This window comes from Plesiomonas sp., assembly GCF_051650925.1.
Taxonomy (GTDB): domain Bacteria; phylum Pseudomonadota; class Gammaproteobacteria; order Enterobacterales; family CAMTGL01; genus Plesiomonas.
Window position 1 is genome coordinate 1 of sequence record NZ_JBOFRH010000368.1, and the last position, 1,112, is coordinate 1,112.

General features: G+C 50.6%; 2 protein-coding genes. Both read right to left on the reverse strand.

Annotated elements, in window-relative coordinates; genetic code table 11:
- The coding region (locus ACRC27_RS08380) for an AAA family ATPase (protein ID WP_438639664.1) at positions 1-656 on the reverse strand (656 nt) is incomplete at its 3' end.
- Positions 653-1,112, reverse strand: a 460-nt coding sequence (locus ACRC27_RS08385; protein WP_438639665.1) for a PD-(D/E)XK nuclease family protein, incomplete at its 5' end; no start/stop codon positions are given. The genes ACRC27_RS08380 and ACRC27_RS08385, both read right to left, overlap by 4 nt.

A 1,112-nucleotide genomic window follows, 5' to 3' on the forward strand; every position in this document is an offset into this window, starting at 1 on the left:
GGCAATGCGTCTTCTTGCCGTAATCGGCTCTCTTGCAGCAGCAATGCGGCTAACAAGCGGGTAACTGTGGTGGTCTTTCCCGTTCCTGGGCCACCGGAGATAACCGACATCCGGCTGTTACAGGCAATAGCCGCGGCCACCTTCTGCCAGTTGACGGTGTCATCCTGCCCAAATAAGCGGTCTAAAATCGCTTTTTGCGCCGTAATGTTGTCGGTTTGTGCCTGATCGCCTGCCGTGATCCGGTTTTCACTGTGTTGCAGATACTCAACGATCAGCCCCTCATCCTGCCATAAGCGGTGTAAATAGAGATAATCGCCGTTCAGTACGAGTGGTGTTGCGCAGCGTCCATCGCCTACTGCCATGCAGTGTTGTAACCTTGCCGGCCATTCGATAGTGGGAATACCTCCAGTGCTATGCCAGAGTGCACGGCTATCACGCAAGCCAAATAAACGGGTCGGGTTTAGCTGGCGCAAATCAAGGCAGACATGGCCATTACCGGCTTCGGCACTGATCAGCGCGGCAACCAAAGCGAGCAGTGGATCAGCATCATGCAGCGCCAGATAACGGGCAAACTGGTAATCTAACGGGCGGATAATTCGCTCACGGCTCAACTGCTGCAAATGGGCTAAAATACCGTGGTTCATGCTGGGGTTCATGCCTGTACTCCATTTTCTAACGCCTCAGTAGAGGAGTCTTCCTCACCGCTAAACAGCCGATCCAATGCCATAATCAGGGCTTTTTCAGGGCGCTGTGCATACACACCGTATTCAGGATCATGGCCATTCATCCCACGTAAAAAGAGGTAATACACACCGCCGATATGACGGTCATAATCATAATCTTTCAACCGCAGCCGTAAATAACGGTGCAATGCCAGTGTGTACAGCTGATATTGCAGATCATACCGGTGTTCAATCATGGCACGGGTCATAGCCTGTTGATGGTAATGCTCTGCCGTATCCCCCAAATAATTAGATTTATAATCAAGAACATAAAATTTACCGTTATGGCTAAAGACTAAATCGATATAGCCTTTCAAAATGCCCTGTACCTCTGAAAAGCGCAGACGATGCTCTGACTGCCGCGATAAAGCATCATAACGGCGGCACAGG